Origin of the sequence: Bosea sp. ANAM02 (genome assembly GCF_011764485.1) — a bacterium.
Taxonomy (GTDB): domain Bacteria; phylum Pseudomonadota; class Alphaproteobacteria; order Rhizobiales; family Beijerinckiaceae; genus Allobosea.
Map to the genome: position 1 here is coordinate 673,230 of NZ_AP022848.1, position 15,166 is coordinate 688,395.

At 66.2% G+C, this 15,166-nt stretch carries 14 protein-coding genes; 12 read left to right on the top strand and 2 right to left on the bottom strand.

Annotated elements, in window-relative coordinates; translation table 11 throughout:
- Nucleotides 1-2: 2 nt before the first annotated feature.
- From OCUBac02_RS03250 to OCUBac02_RS03275, 6 genes are all read left to right on the top strand, one after another.
- The gene (locus tag OCUBac02_RS03250; RefSeq protein WP_173043436.1) at nt 3-1,307 is read left to right on the top strand and encodes a glycosyltransferase family 4 protein; all 1,305 of its coding nucleotides are present in this window, start codon (nt 3-5) and stop codon (nt 1,305-1,307) included.
- 32 nt (nt 1,308-1,339) lie between these two features.
- A complete protein-coding gene (locus tag OCUBac02_RS03255; RefSeq protein WP_173043437.1) occupies nt 1,340-2,536 on the top strand; it encodes a polysaccharide pyruvyl transferase family protein in 1,197 nt (398 codons plus the stop codon).
- The gene (locus tag OCUBac02_RS03260) at nt 2,533-3,705 is read left to right on the top strand and encodes a hypothetical protein (RefSeq protein WP_173043438.1); all 1,173 of its coding nucleotides are present in this window, start codon (nt 2,533-2,535) and stop codon (nt 3,703-3,705) included. Before OCUBac02_RS03255 ends, OCUBac02_RS03260 begins: the two co-directional genes overlap by 4 nt.
- On the top strand, nt 3,702-5,159 hold the full coding sequence (locus OCUBac02_RS03265; protein WP_173043439.1) for a polysaccharide pyruvyl transferase family protein: 1,458 nt from the start codon (nt 3,702-3,704) through the stop codon (nt 5,157-5,159). The genes OCUBac02_RS03260 and OCUBac02_RS03265 overlap by 4 nt, the downstream gene beginning before the upstream one ends.
- 82 nt (nt 5,160-5,241) lie before the next feature.
- Nucleotides 5,242-6,276: a GSCFA domain-containing protein gene (locus OCUBac02_RS03270; RefSeq protein ID WP_173043440.1), complete on the top strand. Its 1,035-nt coding sequence runs from the start codon at nt 5,242-5,244 to the stop codon at nt 6,274-6,276.
- 72 nt (nt 6,277-6,348) lie between these two features.
- Complete coding sequence (locus OCUBac02_RS03275) at nt 6,349-6,696, top strand: hypothetical protein (protein WP_173043441.1); 348 nt, start codon at nt 6,349-6,351, stop codon at nt 6,694-6,696.
- A gap of 7 nt (nt 6,697-6,703) precedes the next feature.
- Here OCUBac02_RS03275 and OCUBac02_RS03280 read toward each other — a convergent pair whose 3' ends face one another.
- Nucleotides 6,704-7,390, bottom strand: a complete 687-nt coding sequence (locus OCUBac02_RS03280; RefSeq protein ID WP_173043442.1) for a TetR/AcrR family transcriptional regulator — start codon at nt 7,388-7,390, stop codon at nt 6,704-6,706.
- 113 nt (nt 7,391-7,503) lie between these two features.
- Between OCUBac02_RS03280 and OCUBac02_RS03285 the strand changes: the two genes are divergently transcribed.
- Genes OCUBac02_RS03285 through OCUBac02_RS03310 form a run of 6 tightly spaced genes read left to right on the top strand, consistent with a single transcriptional unit; the run spans nt 7,504 to nt 13,810 of the window.
- Nucleotides 7,504-8,604, top strand: a complete 1,101-nt coding sequence (locus tag OCUBac02_RS03285) for an ABC transporter ATP-binding protein (RefSeq protein ID WP_173043443.1) — start codon at nt 7,504-7,506, stop codon at nt 8,602-8,604.
- Between the two features lie 49 nt (nt 8,605-8,653).
- A complete protein-coding gene (locus OCUBac02_RS03290) occupies nt 8,654-9,691 on the top strand; it encodes an ABC transporter substrate-binding protein (protein WP_173043444.1) in 1,038 nt (345 codons plus the stop codon).
- A gap of 28 nt (nt 9,692-9,719) precedes the next feature.
- Complete coding sequence (locus tag OCUBac02_RS03295) at nt 9,720-10,556, top strand: ABC transporter permease (RefSeq protein ID WP_173043445.1); 837 nt, start codon at nt 9,720-9,722, stop codon at nt 10,554-10,556.
- Nucleotides 10,553-11,362: an ABC transporter permease gene (locus OCUBac02_RS03300; protein ID WP_173043446.1), complete on the top strand. Its 810-nt coding sequence runs from the start codon at nt 10,553-10,555 to the stop codon at nt 11,360-11,362. The genes OCUBac02_RS03295 and OCUBac02_RS03300 overlap by 4 nt, the downstream gene beginning before the upstream one ends.
- Nucleotides 11,355-12,971 (top strand): class I adenylate-forming enzyme family protein, encoded by a 1,617-nt coding sequence (locus tag OCUBac02_RS03305; protein WP_173043447.1) that lies wholly within the window; start codon nt 11,355-11,357, stop codon nt 12,969-12,971. Before OCUBac02_RS03300 ends, OCUBac02_RS03305 begins: the two co-directional genes overlap by 8 nt.
- Before the next feature lie 41 nt (nt 12,972-13,012).
- A complete protein-coding gene (locus tag OCUBac02_RS03310; RefSeq protein ID WP_173043448.1) occupies nt 13,013-13,810 on the top strand; it encodes an enoyl-CoA hydratase/isomerase family protein in 798 nt (265 codons plus the stop codon).
- An 8-nt stretch (nt 13,811-13,818) separates the two neighbouring features.
- Here the strand turns inward: OCUBac02_RS03310 and OCUBac02_RS03315 are convergent, their stop codons facing one another.
- A complete protein-coding gene (locus OCUBac02_RS03315) occupies nt 13,819-15,144 on the bottom strand; it encodes an MFS transporter (RefSeq protein ID WP_173043449.1) in 1,326 nt (441 codons plus the stop codon).
- Between the last annotated feature and the right edge of the window lie 22 nt (nt 15,145-15,166).

The window sequence follows — 15,166 nt, forward strand, 5'->3', positions numbered from 1 at the left end:
GGATGCGGGTTCTCGTGATATCGCACGGCCACCCTTCGCTCTCGCTCGGCGGGGCGGAAGTGGCCTCCTACAACCTGCACAAGGGCTTGCAGGCCGGCGAGGGCGTCGATTCCCATTTCCTCGCCCGTGTCGGCGCGCCGACACCGCGCCATGCCGGCACGGCCTTGATGAGCCTGCGCCAGCGCGGCGGCGAGTTGCTCTACTACGCCGAGGATTACGACCACTTCCTGATCTCGAACCGGGCGACGGAGGAGATCGAGCGCGATTTCGTGCGCGTGCTGCACGACCTGAAGCCGGACGTGGTGCATTTCCACCATTTCATTGGGCTCGGTCTCGAATGCCTGTTCGCGGTGCGCGATGCGCTACCGGACGCGCTGATCGTGGTGACCTTCCACGAGTATCTCTCGATCTGCCACCATCACGGCCAGATGGTGAAGACCGGAGCCTTCAAGCTCTGCTACCGGTCCTCTCCGACCGATTGCAATGCCTGCTTCCCGGATATTTCGCCGGCCCGCTTCCTGGCGCGCGAGACCTTCATCAAGGGCATGCTGGGGCTCGCCGACCATTTCGTCTCGCCGAGCCGCTTCCTCGTCGACCGCTATGTCGACTGGGGCCTCGCCGAGGAGCGTTTCTCGGTGATCGAGAACGGTATCGACGTCGCCGGCGCCGCGCCGCCGCGGCCATTGCCGGAAGGCAAGGGGCGGCGCTCGCGCTTCGCCTATTTCGGACAGCTCACGCCCTACAAGGGAGCGGACGTGCTGATCGATGCGGTGACGCGTATTCCCGAAAAGGTCTGGGGCGAGGATTCGATCCTGCTGGTCTATGGCGGCAATCTGGAGCGCCAGCCACAGGCCTATCAGGACAAGTTCGCGAGGCTCGTCGAGGCTGCCGGCCGCCGCGTGCGCTTCTGCGGCGCCTTCCAGAACCGCGAGATGCCGAACCTGATGCGCTCGGTCGACTGGATGGTGATGCCATCGGTCTGGTGGGAGAACTCGCCGATCGTGATCCAGGAGGCGTTCTTCCACGGCCGCCCGATCCTGGCGAGCAATCTCGGCGGCATGGCCGAGAAGATCACCGACGAGGTCGACGGCCTGCATTTCCGGCCCGGCAGCCCGGAAGACCTCGTCGACTGCATGACGCGCGCGCTGACCGAGCCCGGCCTTTGGGACCGCCTGCGCGGCGGCATCAGGCGGCCGCTGAGCCATCGCGAATGTGCGGGCACGCATCTGGACCTCTACCGCCGCTTGCTGGCGGAACGTCGCAAGCCTGCACCCGCCCGGCAGGACCCTGCCGCGATGATCGCCTGAAACCATAACGAGACAACAGGGGAGACCCAACCATGGCCCGCATCCTCGTCATCAGCCCCTCCGGGGAGGTCTATGACCACGACAATGTCCGCTGGTATCGCCATGCCGATCTGCAGAGCCATATCGAGCACTATCACAATATCGGCGACGCCTTCGTCTTCGACTCCTCGCTGAAGCTGCTCAACTTCGAAGCGATCGACGAGTTGCCGATCGACCGTGTCGATCCCGCGATGATCGACCGGCTCAATGCCGAATACGATTACGTCTTCCTGCGCGGCTCCAACTATGTCCATGCGCAGATGAACTGGGCCAAGGCGGCCGAGGTGCTGCGCCGGCTGAAGATTCCGGTGATCGCGTTCGGCATCGGCGCGCAGGCGCCGGTCAGCGGCAAACTTGAATTGAGCGAGGACACGAAGACCGTTCTCAAGCTCATCGCGGATTCGACCGCCTCGCTCGGGGTGCGCGGCACTTACTCCGCGGAGGTGCTGAATGACCTCGGCATCAGGAATGTCCGCATCATCGGCTGCCCGACGGCGTTCCGGAACAACGACCCCGATCTCGCCATCCGGCTGCCGCCGCTGGATCAGGTCAAGACAGCCGGCGTCACGCTGCGGCGCGAGGTCTCGAAGACCTATGCCCAGGACATCAAGCGCTACCTCACCTTCCACCGCTCGCTGGTGAAGGCGATGGCCGATCGGTTCGAGGTCACGCTGATGTCGCAGGGCGAGGTCGAGGAGAAGAAGCTCGCGCTCGGCACCATCGACCAGCAGGCACAGGCGATGACGGCGCTGCGCGCCAATGAGTGGGCCAATAGCTGGTATCTCGACGAGCAGGTCGAGCGCCTCTACCAGACCCGGATGTTCTATTCCGACGTGGTGGCGGAATATGAACGGCTGGTGCGCGGGCTCGACCTCGTGCTCGGCTACCGCCTGCACGGCAACCTGATGGCGCTCGCGAACGGCACGCCCTCGATCTACTTCACCTATGACAGCCGCACCGTCGAGTTCGCCGAGACCTTCAAGATCCCGAGCGTCGACGTCTTCGCCGGGCAGGACTTCCGGCTGGAAGACTACTGGGAGCAGGCGCGCTTCGACCGCTTCAACGCGGCCTACGGGCAGGTCTATCGCGCGATGAGTGCCTTCCTCAGCGAGAACAGGGTCGACCACAAGATGGTCAAGCCGGCTGCGGCTGCCCAGGAGGCGCCCGCGCCGGAACGGAAGGTGGCATGAAGGGCGCCCGCACCCTGCGCAGGGCGCTTTCGGCGGCCTGCCTGCTGCTGGCAGTGCCCGCGATGGCGCAGGACTATCGGCTCGAGCTCGCGCCCGGTGCGCAGGAAGAGACGGTGGTTTCGTGGGCGCGCGAGCGCTGCGAGCAATGGGATCTGCCGGATGCGCCGCTGCGCGCCTTCCGCGACGACAAGGGCGAGGTCGTCGCCTTCGCCAGCCATTACCGCAACCGCCCGCTGATTGGCCGCGACCTCGCCTCGATTCGCAAAAGCTGCGCGGTCTCGTTCGAGGCGAAGAACAGCGCCGATCCCAGCGCCTTCAGCGACAAAAGCTGGATCGCCGCGACCTGGACCGGTGACGGGCGCCATGTCGAGGCGCTGATCCATGCCGAATACCATGCCGACAAGCATCCCGGCGCCTGCCGCTTCAAGGAGGCGATGAGCTGCTGGTACAATGTCGTGACCGCCGCCCGCTCGAATGATGGCGGGCGCAGCTTCAGGACCGATGAGCCACGTCCGCTCGTTGCAGCGCCGCCCTACAGACAGGATGTCGGGCAGGGCCGGCATCGCGGCTTCTTCAATCCCTCGAACATCGTCGAGAAGGACGGTGCCTGGTACGCGCTGATCGCGACGACGGGCGGAGAGGGCCAGAAGAGCGGCGTCTGCCTGTTCCGCTCGACGGATATCAAGGACGCGACGGCGTGGCGCGCCTTCGACGGGCAGGATTTCACGATTCCCGCCGTCGATCCCTATCGCGACGACCTGAACAAGGCGCGGCCGTGCCAGCCGCTCCGACACTTGCCGACGACGGTCGGTTCGGTCACGCGGCATGAGGCGAGCGGGCAATGGCTCGCGATCTTCCATCTCGGCCCCGATCCGAAGCAGGGCATCACCGGCGGGCGCGTCGCCTATAGCTGGTCGAAGGACCTTGTGAGCTGGTCGCCGCTGGAGACGCTCGTCACGCATCCGACGATATGGAGCAAGGATTGCGCCGACCGCGACCGCTATGGCTACGGCGCCATCGCGGACCCGGCCTCGCCCTCGCGCAATTTCGAGACCACGGGCGACGAGCCCTTTCTGTTCATGACCAAGATGCATGTCGCCGACTGCAAGATCGGCCCGCAGCGCGATCTCGTCCGCATCAAGCTTCGCATCGTGAAGGACAACCCATGAATGCGCCCGCCCATCCGCTCCCGGCCAGCCAGGCCTTGCAGACCATGAAGATCCTGCGCGCGACCACGCAGGAGGTCGTCGTCCTCGTCGCCCGCGAACCCGGCGGGAGCTGGCCGTCGCTGCGCCTCATCCTCGACGGGCAGGACTATGCCACGATCCATCCGGGCGCGCTCGTTACCGGCGATGCGACCGTGGCCGAGATCGCCATCCCTCTGCCGGCCCTGCCGGAGACCCGTCTGCGCTCCATCGCGGTCGCGGATGCGCGCACCGGCGCGCTGGCGCCTGGCTCGGAACTGCGCCCGGTCTCGAAGACCAAGGCGCTGCGGGCGCTGGTGATCTATCCGGCGGGCGAGGTCTACGACCACGACAAGGTGCGCTGGTATCGCGCGCCGATGGAGAAGCTGCTCAGCGATTATTTCAATATCGGCGACATGATCGTCTACGACTCGACGCTGAAGCTCCTGGATTATGCGCATCTGGAGCCGATGAAGATCATGTCGCCGACGGATGCCGACATCGCGCGCTATGCCTCCGAATTCGATTTCGTCTTCGTGCGAGGCTCCAACTTCATCCACGAGAGCATGGAGTGGTTCCGCGCGGTCGAGGTTCTGGAGAAGGTGAAGCTGCCGGTCTACGCCATCGGCGTCGGCGCGCAGGCGAGCCAGAACCGCAAGATCGAACTCCCGGACGCTTCGAAGCGCTTCTGGTCGATCGTAGCCGAGCGTTCGGCCGCCATCGGGGTGCGCGGCGCCTTCAGCGCCGAGACGCTCCGGCAGAACGGCATCCGCAATGTCGAGGTGGTCGGCTGCCCCTCGATCTTCCGCACCCGCAACCGCGACCTCCAGATCCGCGTCCCCGATCAGCGCGAGATCCGCAAGGTCGCGTTCAGCCTGCGCCGCGAGGCCGACAAGAGCTATACCGCCGATCCCGAGGCCTATCTGCGCAACCAGAAGGCCGCCTTGCTCAAGGTCGATGCCCAAAGCGAGATGGTGATGTCCTCGCATGGCGAGCAGGAGGAGAAGGCGTTCTTCCTGCGCGATCCCACGGCCAAGGAGAAGGCCGTCGCCGAATTCACCCGCACCGGCTGGTGGAGCGGTGCGGACGATGCCGCGATGCGCCGGATCTACGAGAAGCAGCTCTTTTCCTTCTTCGACGTGGAGCATTACGACGCCTTCGCCCGTTCGCAGGACCTCGCGGTCGGCTACCGGGTCCATGGTGTGCTGCCGGCCGTGGCGCATGGCGTGCCGGGCGTGCTGGTCGCCTATGACACGCGCAGCCAGGAACTGGCCGAGACGTTGAAGATCCCGGTCGTGCCGGAGGCGGCGCTCGCCGAGGGCGGCTGGCGTGCGGTCTATCAGGAGGCGGCGCTGAACAGCCTCGCGAAGAGCTATGCCGGCTCCTACGACCGGATGCGCGGCTTCCTCGACCGGAACGGCATTCCCCACCGGATGTGAGGGCTGGCCCGGACCCATGAACGGCCCTCGCAGGGACGCGAAGGCGCTCCGGCTATCGGCTTCCACGAACCAGGAGACGATCATGAAGATCGAGTATGATGCGGGTACGGCCCTTTCGATCATGCGCGGCAATCCCGTGCGCGGCTGGACCTCGGGCAAGCCCGAGAAGATGGCCAAGGAGCGCCTGACCACCGGCGACTATGTGGCGGTGGAGCACAAGTCGAAGTTCCGGCTCGATCCGTCGGAGCCGATCTTCACCATGGGCTCCTGCTTCGCGCGCGAGGTCGAGAACATCCTGATGACGCGCGGACTGCCGCTGCTTCTCGAAGGCCATGGCGTGCCGGCCGAGCATTTCGAGAGCTGGGACGAGGAGAGCGGGCGCGGCGGCGGGGCCGATCGCGGCCAGCTCAGCCGGGGCGCGCTGAACAAGTACTCGGTGCGCTCGATGACGCATGAGATCAAGCGCGTCCTGCTCGGCGAAAGCTACCCGGACGAGGGGTTGATCGAGCTCGCGCCCGGGCAATGGTTCGATCCGCAGGCCAGCGGCCTCAGGCTGCTCGATCGCGAGACGGCGCTCGCCAACCGCCAGCGCCTCTCCGCCGCGACGGCGCAGATCAGGCAGGCGCGCGTCTGCTTCTTCACGCTCGGCCTGACCGAGACCTGGCTCGATGCCGAGACCGGCATCGCGATGAATGCCCATCCCGGCCCGGTCTGGCTGCAACGCATGCCGGAGCGCTTCCGCTTCGTCGATTACGGTTACGACGCGACGCTGGCCGACATGCTCGACATCATCGGGCTGATCCGCGAGCACTGCCATCCGGAGATGCGCTTCGTCGTCACGGTGTCGCCGGTGCCGTTCGGCGCGACCTTCAAGGATGCCGATGTCATCGTCGCCAACAGCGCCTCGAAATCGGTGTTGCGGGCGGTGGCGGAGGAATTGTTCCGCCGCTTCGACTTCGTCGACTACTTCCCGAGCTACGAGATCGTGCTCAATTCGCCGCGCAGGCTCGCCTTCCAGGACGATCAGCTCCATGTCGCGCGCGACATGGTCGGGCATGTGATGGAGACCTTCCAGAGCGCCTATCTCGCGCCGCAGGAGCAGCCGCAGGCGGCCTGAGCGCGACGGCAGACCCGGCGTCATTCGTATGGACGATGCCGGGCGCCGCGTTGGATGGGATGATGCGGGCCCATGAAGATCGTCCCGGCACCAGTCCTGCTTTGCCTGCTCGGGCAACCCGTTCAGGCCGAAGACCTATTCGTGACCTGCGATAACGGCATCCGCTGCTTCCGGGCGCCGTGTCCGGCCCGCGACGTCCTGCTGCTGCCGTCCAACCGCCGCCTGCCGAATCGGGAGGCCTCGCTCGAGCGGCTGACGGTCGCCGAGCGCAAGCGGGTGGCGGATGTCAGCGGCAGCTATTACGGCACGATCGTCTTCGCCGGCGAGATCGACGAGAGCCGCAGGCCGCCGGTAACCGCGACGCGCATCGTCCGCGACGCGACGAAGGCTGAAGCTGCTCTTTGTCGAAAACGTCCCTAGACGGCGGTCACGGGTCGCGGCCGAGCAGCGAACGGTGCCAGCTCAGCGAAAGCGTGCGGGCGAGTTCGTCATCGCCGAGGCCGATGGCAAGGCCGCGGGCGAATATCTCGTGCAGCAGCTTGTCGACCATCGCGACGCACGCCAACGCTGTCGCGAGGCGTTGCACAACCGGTTGCGCCGCAAGCGCAGGTTCCGCATGCTCGGCTGCGCGCAAGACCCGACGAGCGAAGGCGAGATTTGCATTGAGGCCGATCGCCGCGAACTCGTCGAGTTCGTCGGCAAGCTGCCCCTGGCAGCGCATCAGGCCGATATTCCGGCGGTAGAGGTCGATATAGTAGAGATGGCCGATGACGAGGCGCTCGTAAAAGCTCTGGCCAGGCTGGCGCTGCGGCCTGTGGGCGCGGATCGCCTCCATGAAGGCGGTCAGCACGTCATGCGCCACGCCGCGCTTGTCCTTCCAATGCAAGTAGAAGGTGCCGTGGGCGAAATCGGCGCGCTTGCAGATATCGGCTACCTTGAGCCCGCCGAAGCCTGAATCCTGGATCAGCTCCGCTGCCGCAATCATCAGCCGCCGCCGGGTCATCTCCGAACGCGACAGTTTCGGCGCGGTTTCCAGTTCGGCGCGCATGGCCTCTGGCAGGCTGAAGCCGGAGGTCGCGTCTCCTGTCGCGCCTGAACCGGCGGTTGCGCTCACTGCCGTTTTGGCCGCTTCGACAGCTTCTCTGGTCTTCTTTGCGGATGGATGGCCGCTTGACACGTCTCGTCTCCGATTCACATACTGACATTGATATCAGTTTCAGGATCGTGATGCACCCATCTCTAGCACATCGCGGCGCGAAAGGGCTGCAGGCTGCCGCAGGCGGGGCGCCGATCTCGTTTGCGGGGATCACGAAACGCTACGGCCCGGTCGAGGCGCTCCGGGAGTTCTCGCTGGATATCGCGGGCGGGGAGTTCGTCACCTTTCTCGGCCCGTCCGGCTCCGGCAAGACGACGGCGCTCAACATTCTCGCCGGCTTCATCGAGCCCAGTGCCGGCGACGTGCTGATCGACGGCGTCTCGATCACCCGACTGGCGACCGAGAAACGCAATGTCGGCATGGTCTTCCAGAGCTATTCGCTGTTCCCGCATATGGATGTTCGAGACAATGTAGCCTTCCCGCTGCGGATGCGCGGCGTGCCGAGGGCGGAGCGTCATGCGCGGGCCGAGCAGGCCTTGGCGATGGTTCGGCTCGCAGGCTTCGGCGGGCGCAAGCCGCATGAACTCTCCGGCGGGCAGCGCCAGCGCGTCGCCTGTGCCCGCGCCATCGTCTTCGAGCCGCGCGTGCTGCTGATGGACGAGCCGCTTGGCGCGCTCGACCTCAAGCTTCGCGAAGCGATGCAGGATGAGATCAAGGAGGTGCAGCGCCGGATTGGCTGCACGGTGATCTATGTCACGCATGACCAGGGCGAGGCGCTCGCCATGTCCGACCGGATCGTGGTGATGAGCGAGGGGCGGATCGAGCAGATCGGCACGCCGGCCGCCGTCTATGACAGCCCGAGCAACGCCTTCGTCGCGCAATTCGTCGGCGAGACCAATTTCCTGCCGGCCGAGCTGAGCGGTGGGCGGCTCGCCTTCGCGGGAGCAGAAGCCCCGGCGCCGGCGCGCCTGCCGGAAGGCTGGCGCGGGCGGGTGGCCTTGCGGCCGGAGCATTTCACAAGGGTTTCGGAGACCGGGGCTACGCTTGCGCTTGCCGGGCGGATCGGCGACGTCGCCTTCCATGGCGGCAGCTATCGCTATGTTGTCGAGACGGAGAAGGCCGGGCGCGTGATCGTGCAGGAGCAGCGCCGCCATGGCAGCGACGGCCCGGTCGTCGGCGCTCCCGTGACGCTCGGGTTCAGCCTGGAAAGGGCCGCGTTCCTCGACGGCTGACGATCGATTCCACGACACAACAAGGGGAAGGGAACGAACGATGACCGCAATGACGAGACGTGACATGGGTCGCCTGGCGCTGGGTGGCGCGGCGCTCACCGCTATGGGCACCAGCGCTCGCGCGCAGGCCGTGACGATCACCGTCAACGGTTCGGGCGGCAGCCTCGCCAAGTCGCTGGAGCGTATCTACGAGAAGCCCTTCACGGCCGAGACCGGCATCGGGGTTCGCGCCACCGCGCCCGTCTCGCTCGCCAAGCTCAAGGCGATGGTCGAGACCGGCAACATGGAATGGGACCTGACCGAGATGGGCGGGGCCGATATGATCGAGGCCGTGAAGAATGGCTGGTTGACCGAAATCGATTGGTCGATCGTCGATCCCGACAACAAGCTGCCGCCGATCGCCCGCCAGAAATACGGCATGGTCACCTCGACCTTCTCGACGGTGATCGCCTACCGAACCGACAAGTTCGGCGGCAAGGCGCCGAAATCCTGGGCCGATTTCTGGGATGTGAAGAGCTTCCCGGGGCCGCGCGCCCTGCAGGATTCCCCGGTGCAGAACCTCGAATTCGCGCTGCTGGCCGACGGCGTGCCGGCCGACAAGCTCTACCCGCTCGATGTCGAGCGCGCCTTCAAGAAGCTCGACCAGATCAAGCGCCATGTCGCGGCCTGGTGGACGACCGGTGCCCAGCAGGTCCAGCTCCTCGTCGATGGCGAGGCAGTGATGGGCACGGTCTGGAACGGGCGCGTGCCGCCGCTCAAGAAGGAGGGCAAGCCGGTCGACATCATCTGGAACGGCGGGGCGCTGCAGCTCTCCTACTGGGCGGTGCCGAAAGGGGCCAAGCACCCGAAGGAGGCGATGCGTTACATGAAATCGCGGCTCGATCCCGACAAGGGCGTCCAGCTCCTGCAGGATTCGCCCTATCCCGGCTTCGCGCCCGGCCTGATCGAGAAGGTCTCGCCCGATCTCGCTAAAATCCTGCCGATACACCCTGACAATGTGGCGGTGCAGTACTCCTTCAACCCGGAATACTGGAGCGAGCACCGGCCGAAACTGACCGAGCGCTGGGCCGCCTGGCTGCTGAGCTGAAGCGAGCGACTGGCCGGGGACAGGGAACGTGCTCAGGAAATCGATGGTGGCGCCGCTTCTGGCCGCGCCGCTCCTGCTGCTCTTCGCGATCTTCTTCGTGGTCCCATTCATCGAGATCATGCGGGTCTCGTTTGCGGGCAAGAGCGGGGCATGGGCCGGCGTCAGCTGGCTGATGTCATCGCCGGTCTTCGCTGTGGTTTTCATGAACACGCTGAAGCTCGCGCTGAGCGTGACGCTGATCTGCCTCGTCCTCGGCTATCCCGCCGCCTGCTTCATCGCGGGCCAGCCGGCCTCGCGGCGCGGCATCTATCTCGCGCTGGTGCTGCTGCCGTTCTGGACCAGCGTGCTCGTGCGCACCTACACATGGTCGCTGGTGCTCGGGCGCGAGGGGCTGCTGAATGCCTCGCTGATCTGGCTCGGGATCACCTCCGAGCCCCAGCGCTTCCTATTCACGCCGCTCGCCGTGCATCTCGGCATGGTGCAGATCCTGCTGCCGGTCGCGATCCTGACCCTGGTCGGCGTGATGACCGAGCTCGATGCGGGGCTGGTCCGGGCGGCGCGCGTGCTCGGTGCCTCGCCCTGGCGCGCCTTCTGGCATGTCTACCTGCCGATGACGAAGCCCGGCATCGTCGCCGCGGCGATGCTGCTCTTCATCCTCTCGCTCGGCTTCTACATCACGCCGGCGCTGCTCGGCGGACCGCGCCACCGCACCATCGCCAACCTGATCGACCTCCAGGTCCACCAGATGAACGACTGGACGGCGGCCTCGGCCATGGCGCTCGTGCTGCTGGCGACCACGATCGCCGCGGTCGCGCTGCTGCGCTGGCTGGTGCCGGAGCGCAATCTCTACGGAGGCGCGCGATGAGCCCCCGTATCGTCCGCATCGCGCTCGGCCTCTGGTTCTGCGCGGTCGTGTTCTTCCTGCTGTTTCCGCTGGTCTTCCTGATCCCGCTCTCCTTCAACGAGTCGGAGATCCTGAGCTTTCCGCCGAGCGCCTGGTCCCTGCGCTGGTATCGCGTGCTCTTCACCGATGCGTCCTGGAGCGGGGCGCTCTGGCTCAGCGTCAAGATCGGTGTGCTGGTGACGATCCTCTCGGTCGCTATCGGCACCGCGAGCGCGCTGGCGATCGTGCGCCATCGCCTGCCGGGCGCCGGGCTGCTCTACGGGCTGGCGATCGCGCCGTTGATCGTGCCGGGCATCGTCATCGCGCTCGGCATGTTCATGCTGTTCGCGCGGTTGAAATGGCTGGAGAGCCTGACCACGCTGGTCCTCGCCCATACGGTCGTGGCGGTGCCCTATGTCATCGTCGTGGTCAGCGCTGCCCTGCGCAATCTCGACGAGACGATCGAGCGTGCGGCGCGCGTGCTCGGCGCCGGTCCGTGGCGGAGCTTCCTGCTGGTCACGTTGCCGGCGCTGAGGCCCGCGATCCTCGCCGGAGCGATGTTCGCCTTCTTCGCTTCCTTCGACGACCTGATCATCACGCTCTTCGTTTCCGGGGCGATCGAGACCCTGCCGCTCCGGATCTGGAACGACCTCAATCTCAGGCTCGACCCGACCGTCGCCGCCGCTGCCTGCGTGATGGTGGCGATGTCGATGGTCGGGCTCGGCATCGCGGAAATTGCACGCAGCGCCGGATTGCGCCGGCTCAGGACGGAACAGACCGATGGATAGGGAATTGCAGGAAGCCGCGGATTTGCGCGCGCTGATCGAGGCCGAGCCGTTCCCGCGCAATCTCGCGGCCTTCATCGAGGCTTGCGCGGCGGAGATGGGTGATGCCCCGGCGGCGAATTTCTTCGAGGCCGGCATCACCATCAGCTATCGCGAGCTTGCCGAGAAGACGCGCGCGCTCGCAGCGGGACTTGCGGCGCGCGGCATCGGCTTCGGCGACCGCGTCGGCGTGATGCTGCCGAATATCCCGGCCTTTCCGCTGACCTGGCTGGCGCTGGCGCGGATCGGCGCGATCATGGTGCCGGTCAATGTCCGTTATACCCCGCGCGAGGTCGCCTATGTGCTGACCGATAGCGGCGCCGGGACGATCGTGATCGAGGCCGGCGTGCTCGCCGAGATCGCGGAGGCGCCCGAGGTCAGGAATCTCGCGGCTTTCGCCAGGCCGATCGTCGTCGGCGGCGCGGGCGACTGGGAAAAGCTGGCGGCGACCTCGGCGACGGATTTCGTGCCGGAACGGGAGCCCGAGCTCGATGATCTCATCAATATCCAGTACACTTCGGGCACGACCGGCTTTCCCAAGGGCTGCATGCTCAGCCACCGCTACTGGCTGACGCTCGGCCGGGTCGCGGCGATGCGGGCCAACGGCATCGTCAAGCATGTCATCGCGGCCCAGCCCTTCTACTACATGGACCCGCAATGGCTGCTGCTGATGGCGATGCGCCTGAAGGGCACGCTCTTCGTCGCGGCCAAGGCCTCGGGGACCAATTTCCTCGACTGGGTCCGGCGCTACGGCATCGAATACTGCATCTTCCCGCAGATCGTCCTGAAGCAGGTGCCACGACCGGATGACCGCGATATCCCGCTGAAGATGGTCTCGGTCTTCGGTCTGCGGAAGAACATGCATGCCGAACTGGAAGCGCGCTTCGACGTGGTGGCGCGCGAGAGCTTCGGTATGACCGAGGTCGGCTCGGCCCTGTTCACGCCCTATGGCGCGACCTCGATGGTCGGTTCCGGCACCTGCGGCATCGCCTCGCCCTTCCGCGAAGCGAGCGTTCGCGACGAGGGGGGCAACGAAGTCCCTGCCGGCGAGATCGGTGAATTGTGGATCCGCGGCCCCGGCATCCTGCAGGGCTACTGGAACAAGCCCGAAGCCAATGCCGACAGTTTTCGCGAGGGCGGCTGGTTCCGCACCGGCGACCTGTTCCGGCGCGACGCGCGCGGCTTCCACTATATCGTCGGGCGGATCAAGGACATGATCCGCCGCTCGGGTGAGAACATCGCGGCGCGCGAGGTCGAGGCGGTGATGCTCGGCTGGCAGGATATCCTCGAAGCCGCCGCCATTCCGGTTCCCGATATCGATCGCGGACAGGAGGTGAAGGCCTGTATCGTGCTGAAGCCGGGCGTCGCGGCCGATGCCTTCGATGTCGATGGCTTCTTCGCGCATTGCAGCGCGCATCTCGCGCCGTTCAAGGTGCCGCGTTTCCTCGAGTTCCGCGCGAGCTTGCCGAAAACTCCGTCCGAGAAGGTCGCCAAGCACCTCATCGTCGCCGAGCGCGAGGATTTGCGCGCTGGCGCTTATGACCGCCTGTACCGCGGCTGGCTCGCCGCCTGACCCGCTTCCGTTTCGCGTTTCCGCGCCGAAGGAGAACCGCCTTGCCGCTTCGCTACGAAAAGGACGGCGATATCGCCGTTTTCACCATCGAGAACGGGTCGGTGAACCCGACCAATCCGCTTATCCACAAAGAGCTTTTCCTCGCGCTGAAGGATTTTCTGGCGGATACCTCAATCCGCTGCGGCATCCTGACCGGGGCGGGCGAGCGCGGCTTCTGCGCCGGGGACGACATCAAGACCCCTTACAAGCGCGGCACGACCTCGCGCGACGAGCTCGCCGACCATCTCTGGCCGCATAATGGCGAGGGCGAGACGCCGCATGACTTCTCCTGGTCGCGCGACGTGCTCGCGCTGGAGCGCTTCAAGCCGATCATCGGTGCGGTCAACGGTTGGTGCCTGGGACAGGGCATGATCTACCTGCTCTCGCTGACCGATATCCGGATCGCCTCGACCAACGCGAAATTCGGCTTCCCTGAGGTGGCCTATGGCATGGGGGGCGCCGGCGGCACCTCTCGGCTCGGCCTGCAGCTCCCGCATACGGTCGCGATGTGGATGCTACTGACGGGCGAGCCGATGGAGGCCGAGGAGGCGCTGTCGCACCGCCTCGTCAACAAGGTCGTGGCGCCGGATGCCCTAATGGCGACGGCGCGCGAGATCGCCGGCAAGATCGCGCGCCATCCGGCGGAGGCCATCCGCGTCGAGATGGAGGCCTATTACCGCGGGCGCGAATTGTCGCGCGCCGATGCGCTCGCCTTCACCAAGCATCTCTACCGGGTGCAGCGCATGGGCCTGCGCGAGGAGCCGGTCCAGCCGGAGAACTTTCTCTACCGGCAAGGCTGAGGCGCACGCTACTCGTAGCGCGCTTCCAGCCGGCGGTCGAACCACAGGGCCGCGAGCGTGCAGAGCGCGCCGGAGAGCAGGTAGAGCCCGACCCAGGCGAGACCGAAGCCGCTCGACAGCGTCAGCGCGACCAGCGGGGCGAAGCCGGCGCCGATCAGCCAGGCGAAGTCCGAAGTCAGCGCCGCACCGGTATAGCGATATGGCGCTTTGAAGCTGGAGGCGACCGCGCCGGCGGCCTGGCCGTAGGCGAGGCCCAGCAGGCCGAAGCCGATGATCACGTAGATCGTCTGGCCCGCCAGGCTGTCGCCGAAGAGGAGCGGCGCGACGATGCTCGACAGGCTGAACAGCGCGATCATCCCGCCCGAGAGCAGCAGCGTGTTGCGGCGGCCGATCTGGTCGGCGATCAGGCCGGAGGTGACGATCGCGCCGGCGCCGACCACGCCGCCGGCGGCCTGCACCAGCAGGAATTCCGAGACCGAGCGGTCGGTGAAGAGGTTGATCCAGCTCACCGGGAAGATGGTGACGAGGTGGAAGAGCGCGAAGCTCGCCAATGGCACGAAGGCGCCGAGGACAAGGGTCCGGCCATGGACGCGGACGAGCTCGAAGACCGGGACCGGCATCAATTCGCGGGTTTGCAGCAACTCGGCGAATTCATGGGTCGCGACCATGCGCAGCCGCGCGAAGAGCGCGACGACATTGATCGTCAGCGCGACGAAGAACGGATAGCGCCAGCCCCAGCCCAGGAAATCCTGCTTGGAGAGCGCGCCCTCGAAATAGGCGAAGAGGCCGGCGGCGAGAATGAAGCCGAAGGGCGCGCCGAGCTGCGGCAGCATCGCATACCAGCCGCGGCGGTTCGGAGGGGCGTTGAGCGCGAGCAGGGATGACAGCCCGTCCCAGGCGCCGCCGAGCGCGATGCCCTGCAGCAGGCGGAAGCCGGCGAGGATGACGATCGACCAGATCCCGATGGTGGCATGGCCGGGCAGGAAGGCGACGCCCGCGGTCGATCCGCCGAGCAGGAAGAGAGCGACTGTGAGCTTGGTCGCGCGGCCGTACTGACGATCGATGGCGAAGAACAGCACCGAGCCGATCGGGCGGGTAATGAAGGCTAGCGCGAAGATGCCGAAGGCGTAGAGAGTGCCCGTCAGGCGGTCCGCGAAGGGAAAGACGAGTTCGGGAAAGACCAGGACGCAGCCGAGGCCGAAGACGAAGAAATCGAAATACTCCGAGGTTCGGCCGATGATGACGCCGAGCGCGATATCGGCCGGCGAGACGTGGTCGCGGCCATGATCGTCCGTCGGATGCCTCGATGAATGGCTCGCCGCGTCAGCGCTCATGACCGCGAATTCCTCGCTGGCA

Coding starts and splice junctions, on each gene's coding strand:
- OCUBac02_RS03305 (WP_173043447.1), top strand. CDS start 11,355: ATGGATAGGGAATTGCAGGAAGCCGCGGATTTGCGCGCGCTGATCGAG.
- OCUBac02_RS03270 (WP_173043440.1), top strand. CDS start 5,242: ATGAAGATCGAGTATGATGCGGGTACGGCCCTTTCGATCATGCGCGGC.
- OCUBac02_RS03285 (WP_173043443.1), top strand. CDS start 7,504: ATGCACCCATCTCTAGCACATCGCGGCGCGAAAGGGCTGCAGGCTGCC.
- OCUBac02_RS03260 (WP_173043438.1), top strand. CDS start 2,533: ATGAAGGGCGCCCGCACCCTGCGCAGGGCGCTTTCGGCGGCCTGCCTG.
- OCUBac02_RS03255 (WP_173043437.1), top strand. CDS start 1,340: ATGGCCCGCATCCTCGTCATCAGCCCCTCCGGGGAGGTCTATGACCAC.
- OCUBac02_RS03290 (WP_173043444.1), top strand. CDS start 8,654: ATGACGAGACGTGACATGGGTCGCCTGGCGCTGGGTGGCGCGGCGCTC.
- OCUBac02_RS03250 (WP_173043436.1), top strand. CDS start 3: ATGCGGGTTCTCGTGATATCGCACGGCCACCCTTCGCTCTCGCTCGGC.
- OCUBac02_RS03275 (WP_173043441.1), top strand. CDS start 6,349: ATGAAGATCGTCCCGGCACCAGTCCTGCTTTGCCTGCTCGGGCAACCC.
- OCUBac02_RS03300 (WP_173043446.1), top strand. CDS start 10,553: ATGAGCCCCCGTATCGTCCGCATCGCGCTCGGCCTCTGGTTCTGCGCG.
- OCUBac02_RS03315 (WP_173043449.1), bottom strand. CDS start 15,144: ATGAGCGCTGACGCGGCGAGCCATTCATCGAGGCATCCGACGGACGAT.
- OCUBac02_RS03265 (WP_173043439.1), top strand. CDS start 3,702: ATGAATGCGCCCGCCCATCCGCTCCCGGCCAGCCAGGCCTTGCAGACC.